7 protein-coding genes (1 of these 7 running past the window's edge) are annotated in these 6,328 nt (G+C 34.4%); 5 read left to right on the top strand and 2 right to left on the bottom strand.

What is annotated here, in order from left to right:
- From thrS to ACKXGU_RS13220, 5 genes are all read left to right on the top strand, one after another.
- A protein-coding gene (gene thrS, locus ACKXGU_RS13240) for a threonine--tRNA ligase (RefSeq protein ID WP_463465752.1) crosses the window boundary here: on the top strand, positions 1 to 1,791 show its 3' portion. 147 nt of this gene lie to the left of the window's left edge; 1,791 of the gene's 1,938 nt are visible here — the last part of the coding sequence; its start codon lies off the left edge, out of view; the stop codon is at positions 1,789 to 1,791.
- A 27-nt stretch (positions 1,792 to 1,818) separates the two neighbouring features.
- Entirely contained in the window at positions 1,819 to 2,373 is a 555-nt protein-coding gene (gene infC, locus ACKXGU_RS13235) for a translation initiation factor IF-3 (protein WP_463467436.1), read from the top strand.
- 57 nt (positions 2,374 to 2,430) lie between these two features.
- Positions 2,431 to 2,628 carry a 50S ribosomal protein L35 gene (rpmI, locus tag ACKXGU_RS13230; protein WP_103051779.1) on the top strand — a complete coding sequence of 66 codons (198 nt, stop codon included), beginning with the start codon at positions 2,431 to 2,433 and terminating at the stop codon, positions 2,626 to 2,628.
- A 90-nt stretch (positions 2,629 to 2,718) separates the two neighbouring features.
- Positions 2,719 to 3,063 carry a 50S ribosomal protein L20 gene (gene rplT / locus ACKXGU_RS13225; RefSeq protein ID WP_103051780.1) on the top strand — a complete coding sequence of 115 codons (345 nt, stop codon included), beginning with the start codon at positions 2,719 to 2,721 and terminating at the stop codon, positions 3,061 to 3,063.
- Between the two features lie 138 nt (positions 3,064 to 3,201).
- Positions 3,202 to 3,975 carry a TSUP family transporter gene (locus ACKXGU_RS13220; protein WP_463465751.1) on the top strand — a complete coding sequence of 258 codons (774 nt, stop codon included), beginning with the start codon at positions 3,202 to 3,204 and terminating at the stop codon, positions 3,973 to 3,975.
- Here ACKXGU_RS13220 and ACKXGU_RS13215 read toward each other — a convergent pair.
- Both ACKXGU_RS13215 and ACKXGU_RS13210 read right to left on the bottom strand, forming a co-directional pair.
- Positions 3,972 to 5,228 carry an asparagine synthetase B gene (locus ACKXGU_RS13215; protein ID WP_463465750.1) on the bottom strand — a complete coding sequence of 419 codons (1,257 nt, stop codon included), beginning with the start codon at positions 5,226 to 5,228 and terminating at the stop codon, positions 3,972 to 3,974. The two genes, ACKXGU_RS13220 and ACKXGU_RS13215, sit on opposite strands and share 4 nt — an antisense overlap.
- Positions 5,229 to 5,295: 67 nt before the next feature.
- Positions 5,296 to 6,315 carry an AI-2E family transporter gene (locus ACKXGU_RS13210; RefSeq protein ID WP_463465749.1) on the bottom strand — a complete coding sequence of 340 codons (1,020 nt, stop codon included), beginning with the start codon at positions 6,313 to 6,315 and terminating at the stop codon, positions 5,296 to 5,298.
- Positions 6,316 to 6,328 lie beyond the last annotated feature (13 nt).

Here is a 6,328-nt window from a genome sequence, read left to right as displayed (position 1 = left end):
CCATTAACCGAAAACGGAAGTCTTATATTATATACGTGGAATGATGATGAAGGTAAAAAAGCCTTTTGGCATTCTTCAGCACATATTTTAGCACAAGCCATTGAGGATTTGTATCCTTCTGCTAAATTGTGGGTAGGTCCTGCCATTGAAAATGGTTTTTATTATGATATTGATTTAAGTGATGCAACAATCTCTGATAAGGATTTCAAACGTATTGAAGATAAAATGTTAGAGATAGCCAGAGGCAAACACGAGTTTAACATGCGTGCCGCATCAAAAGAAGAAGCGCTGTCATATTATAAAGGTAAAAACGAGTACAAAGTTGATTTAGTAGACAACCTTGAAGATGGTACGATAACATTTTGTGACCATTCTACTTTTACCGATTTATGTCGTGGCGGGCACATCCCAAATACAGGCATAGTAAAGGCAGTTAAAATATTGAGTGTAGCAGGCGCTTACTGGAAAGGAGATGAAAACAACAAACAACTCACTCGAGTTTATGGTATTTCGTTTCCTAAACAAAAAGAACTTAATGAATATCTGGAATTACTTGAAGAAGCAAAAAAGAGAGACCATAGAAAGTTAGGCAAAGAACTGGAGCTGTTTACCTTTTCACAAAAAGTAGGACAAGGATTACCGCTATGGCTACCTAAAGGAGCTGCATTGAGAGAACGCCTTGAAAACTTCCTTAAGCAAGCTCAAAAGAAAGCAGGTTATGAAATGGTAGTAACACCGCATATAGGTCAAAAAGAATTGTACGTAACTTCTGGGCATTATGCCAAATATGGAGAGGATAGTTTTCAACCTATTCATACTCCTAAAGAGGATGAAGAATTTTTATTAAAACCCATGAACTGTCCGCACCATTGTGAAATTTACAAAAGTAGCCAATGGTCTTACAGAGATCTACCTAAACGCTTTGCTGAATTTGGAACCGTTTACAGATACGAACAAAGTGGTGAGCTTCATGGTTTAACGCGAGTACGTGGCTTTACACAAGATGATGCTCACTTATTTTGTACGCCAGATCAATTAGATGAAGAATTCAAAAATGTCATTGATTTAGTTCTATATGTATTTGGATCATTAGGTTTTGAAAACTTTACAGCTCAAGTGTCTTTAAGAGATCCTGAAAATCCAGACAAATATATTGGTAGTGATGAAAATTGGGAAAAAGCTGAAGCCGCCATATTAAATGCTGCTAAAGACAAAGGTCTAAATTACGTTGTTGAAACTGGTGAAGCAGCATTTTATGGACCAAAATTAGATTTTATGGTTAAAGATGCTTTAGGAAGACAATGGCAATTAGGTACCATACAAGTTGATTACAACCTCCCTGAACGTTTTGATTTAACTTATGTTGGAAGTGACAACCAAATTCATAGACCAGTCATGATACACCGAGCGCCATTTGGAAGTATGGAACGTTTTGTGGCCATTTTGCTAGAACATACTGCTGGAAACTTTCCTTTATGGTTAGTTCCTGAACAAGTTATCGTCTTATCGATAAGCGAGAAATACGAAAAATACGCCAAAAAAGTTTTAAATTTGTTAGAAAATCACGAAATTCGCGCCCTAATTGACAATAGGAACGAGACTATGGGTAAAAAAATTCGGGAAGCCGAAATGAAAAAAATCCCATATATGATTATTGTTGGTGAGAATGAAGAGCAGGAAAATATGATATCTGTTCGTCAGCATGGAGGTGAAGATCTTGGCATGATACGTGTAGAAGATTTTTCACAAATAATAAAAAATGACATAAATAAATCATTAAAGCAATTTTAAAATAAGTTAAACTAAAATTTAATAGCCATAGCAATACGTAGAAAAAAACAAGCTCCCAGGCGAGTAAATCAAGAAGATCAGCACAGAATAAACTCTAAAATCAGAGCCGAAAAAGTGCGTGTAGTAGGTGACAATGTTGAAGTAGGTATCTACTCAACCAAACAAGCATTAGCCATGGCTGATGAACAAGGTTTAGATCTTGTAGAAATTTCACCAAAAGCCGATCCGCCTGTATGTAAAGTAATGGATTATAAGAAATTTCTTTACGAGCAAAAGAAACGTGAAAAAGCTCTAAAGGCTAAAGCTTCTAAAGTTGTTATAAAAGAGATTCGTTTTGGTCCCCAAACCGATGATCATGATTACGAATTTAAAAAGAAGCATGCTGAAAAGTTCTTGAAAGAAGGTGCCAAATTAAAAGCCTTCGTGTTTTTTAAAGGACGATCTATTGTTTTTAAAGAGCAAGGTCAAATATTATTATTAAGACTTGCTCAAGATTTAGAGGAATTTGGTAAAGTTGAACAAATGCCAAAATTAGAGGGAAAGCGTATGACCATGTTCATTGCACCTAAAAAAACAAAATAAATACCCGATTAATTCGGGTTTAAGATAATAAGCGAAGTAATAAAACTAGGAAGAAAGATGCCTAAAATGAAAACCAAATCTAGTGCCAAAAAGCGATTTAAAATCACTGGTACTGGTAAAATCAAAAGAAAGCACGCTTTTAAAAGTCACATCTTAACAAAGAAGTCTAAAAAGCGTAAGTTAGCATTAACTCATAGTACTTTGGTACATGAGAATGATGTTGACAGCATTAAGGAACAATTACGTTTAAAGTAATATTGTTCGGTTAAATTATTTATAAACCCTGGAGTTAGGCTCATTTAAAGTATTGGAAACAATCGCCTACTACAAAAAACAATTAAAATTATGCCAAGATCAGTAAATTCTGTAGCAAAAAGAGCCCGAAGAAAAAAGGTTCTTAAACAAGCAAAAGGTTACTTCGGACGTCGTAAAAACGTTTGGACAGTAGCAAAAAATGCGGTTGATAAAGCGATGCAATACTCGTACAGAGACCGTAGAAATAAAAAGAGAACATTCCGTGCTTTATGGATTACCCGTATTAATGCAGGTGCCAGACTACATGGTATGTCTTATTCGCAATTTATGGGCAAGTTAAAAGCTAATAATATTGAATTAAACCGTAAGGTTTTAGCCGATTTAGCCATGAACAACCCAGAAGCATTTGCGGCTATTGTAAATAAAGTAAAATAAGGCGTTTCGCCTATTGTAAAACATATTTCGCTTATAAAAAGACCGACTCACTTGAGTCGGTCTTTTTTTTGAACTGTTTTATATTATTTTAATCCAGTGAAAGAGCAAGCATATTCAGAAAAAATATAATTTTACTATATGGAATATATAATAATTTGCTTGGTTGCCTTTGCAGCATCAATCTTAACATTTTTTTCTGGCTTTGGTTTAGGAACTATTCTACTTCCGGTCTTTTCATTGTTTTTTCCAGTTGAAATAGCCATAGCTCTAACAGGTGTTGTCCATTTTTTTAATAATATATACAAGCTCGTGTTGGTTGGAAAAAATGCCAATAAAAATGTACTTCTTTATTTTGGGCTTCCAGCTGTTATTGCATCATTTATTGGTGCCTATTTATTATTAAATATTACTGATTTAAAACCGCTATATCAGTATCAGATAAGCACCAAAGTATTTACTATTACTCCAGTAAAACTCATAATTGCCATTCTTTTAATTGTATTTGCCATTTTAGAGTTACTCCCTTTCTTCAAAAAACTCCACTTTAAGAAAAAACACTTACCTATTGGTGGTTTATTAAGTGGTTTTTTTGGTGGGCTTTTTGGTCATCAAGGTGCCTTGAGAAGTGCTTTTTTAATTAATGCTGGATTGACAAAAGAAGTCTTCATCGGGTCTGCAGTAGTTATCTCAGCCTTTGTAGATTTCACAAGAATATCCATTTACTCAACCAGATTTTTAAAATCTGGTCTAAAAGATAATATTCCGCTTATCCTTTGTGCAACAATATCCGCTATTATTGGTGCCTACTTTGGTAATAAATTATTAAAAAAGATTACCTTAGAATTTATTCAGAAACTGGTTGCTATATTACTGATTAGTATTTCTATAGCTCTTGGGGCCGGATTACTTTAGGTTTTTTGCTTTTTCTTTTTGGCTGCAGGAAACAACACATTATTTAATATCAATCTATAACCTGGTGATGTTGGATATAAGTCCAACTCAGTTTTAGGATCACCTACTCTGTGTGTATAATCCTCTGGGTCATGTCCTCCATAAAAGGTGAAAAACCCTTTTCCTTTAATACCATGAATGTATTTGGCCTCGCCATTAGTCTTATTTTCTCCCATCACCAATACATTCGATTTAATCTCATCTCTGGTAAACGCTGTTGTCTGCCCCATAAAACCCTTAACCAAAGCCGTGTGATTTTGACAGAGCATTGTTGGTATTGGATCCCATTTGGCTGAAAAGTCCATTAATGAAAAATAATCTGTCATTTTTGGAATTCTTCGTTTTTGAGTCATGTCGATTGAAGAAAATTCATATACCAAAGGATTTCTTTCTAAAGTAAAATCCTTGAAGGCAAATGTTTTGTTATAATCTACTTTAGACTGATAATTAGGATCGCTTCCATCTCCATCAAACATAGGTTCACAAATATCAACACCTTCTGCAGATAATGCTATATCAAAGCTATCCGTAGCACTGCACATGGCAAACATAAAACCTCCTCCAATAACATAGTCTCGTATCTTTTTGGAAACTGCTAGTTTTTCCTCTGAAACCTTATTGTATCCCAATTTGGTTGCTAATGCTTCAGCCTCCTTTTTTTCCTCAATATACCAGGCAGCCGTTCGATAGTTACCATAAAACTTTCCATACTGCCCTGTAAAATCTTCATGATGTAAATGTAGCCAATCAAATAGTAACAAACCGTCATTGAGAACCTCTTCATCATAAACGGTTTCATAGGGAATTTCGGCATAGGTTAAAACCATAGTTACCGCATCATCCCACGGCAACTTCCCTTTGGGTGTATAAACCGCAATTTTAGGTGCTTTTTCCAATACCACAGCTTCCATATTTTTACTGGGACTAGAAATTTCTTCCAAAATAGATTCTGCTTTAGCATTTGAAAGTACCTCATAAGAAACTCCTCGAATTTGGCATTCACGTTGAATGCGTTCTGAATCTGGCAACAAAAAAGATCCGCCCCGATAATTCAAAAGCCATTTAACTTTTAACTGCTGCTCCAATGTCCAATACGTAATACCATAAGCCTTTAAATGATTCTTTTGACTTTCGGCATCCATTGGAATTAATATATAAGATGCAAATGAGTTAACAGAAATTAATATAAAAAGTGTCAGTAAAATCTTTTTCATATTTGAAATATACTCAAAAAATATACCTTTAAAGAGGTTTTAAAATAAATTTAACCTGAATAAAACTTTAGTGCTTACCCGATAGCAAGTTTGCTACAACTTTTGTATTGGGAAATTGCTCCAACATAATTTTTAGGAACACGGTAATTGGAATAGACATTATCAAGCCTGGAACACCCCAAATATAACCCCACAACATAAGCATTACCAATACCGTAATCACATTTAATGAAAATGATTTGCCCATGAAAATCGGTTCAAGTATTGAACCAAACAATACCTGAACACCTGTTATGGCAAGAATAAAAAAGAATAGCGTACTTGTTGGGTCCAGTTCAATGAATGCAAAAGCTGATAATAAAACAACTGTTATGATGGATCCCACCATTTGAACGAAATTTATAATAAATGCAAACAGACCCCAAAATATTGGAAAGCTGACATCAAAGAACAAACAAGCCAATCCGGTTCCAATACCAGTAGCCAAACTCACCAAAAACTTCACTTTAATGAAGGTAATCAAATCCTTTTCAATTTTAATAAAAGCCTTTACCGAGGTATGCTTTTGTTTTAAAATTGTGCTATTAATAACTTTTTGGATATTGATGGATTCTGCCAACCATAGTACAACAAAAAAAGCAGTCATCAGTATCATGGTTACAAACTTCCTCACAAATTCAATCGTGACTGAAATATCTTCTTTATGAATGAATTCTTTCATAAATTCTCGCTTGTTCTCTATTTGAAAACCAAACGTTTCTTGAGCCGTTGCCAGTAAATTATCAAATTTTTCTTCTGCTTTTACAAAAAAATCCGTTTCAGAATTTAGGATTTCCCGACTTGAAATCTGAATCAATTCAGCTCCAATTTTTAATCCGCCAATAATCAGCAAAACCACGATAATGATACTCAAAGGCTTTGGCACGCGCTTTTTCCCTAACCAGCGCATTAAGGGTAGAAACAACAGTGCAATAAACATTGAAAATATCAGAGGAATAAAAATAAACGACAGTATTTTCAGTAAATAGAATACTAAAGGAATTACTATTACCAATAAAAGAATATTCGTGGTTCGTCTTTGATCCATGATTAATTTTATA

It is taken from the genome of Hanstruepera sp. CR43 (assembly GCF_055227665.1).
Note: the sequence above shows the minus strand (reverse complement) of the source record. Positions and strands in the feature narration are given on the sequence as shown.

Bases quoted from the DNA above. Each gene is read 5' to 3' on its own strand.
- ACKXGU_RS13215 (WP_463465750.1), bottom strand. From the start codon at position 5,228: ATGAAAAAGATTTTACTGACACTTTTTATATTAATTTCTGTTAACTCA.
- ACKXGU_RS13220 (WP_463465751.1), top strand. From the start codon at position 3,202: ATGGAATATATAATAATTTGCTTGGTTGCCTTTGCAGCATCAATCTTA.
- rpmI (WP_103051779.1), top strand. From the start codon at position 2,431: ATGCCTAAAATGAAAACCAAATCTAGTGCCAAAAAGCGATTTAAAATC.
- ACKXGU_RS13210 (WP_463465749.1), bottom strand. From the start codon at position 6,315: ATGGATCAAAGACGAACCACGAATATTCTTTTATTGGTAATAGTAATT.
- rplT (WP_103051780.1), top strand. From the start codon at position 2,719: ATGCCAAGATCAGTAAATTCTGTAGCAAAAAGAGCCCGAAGAAAAAAG.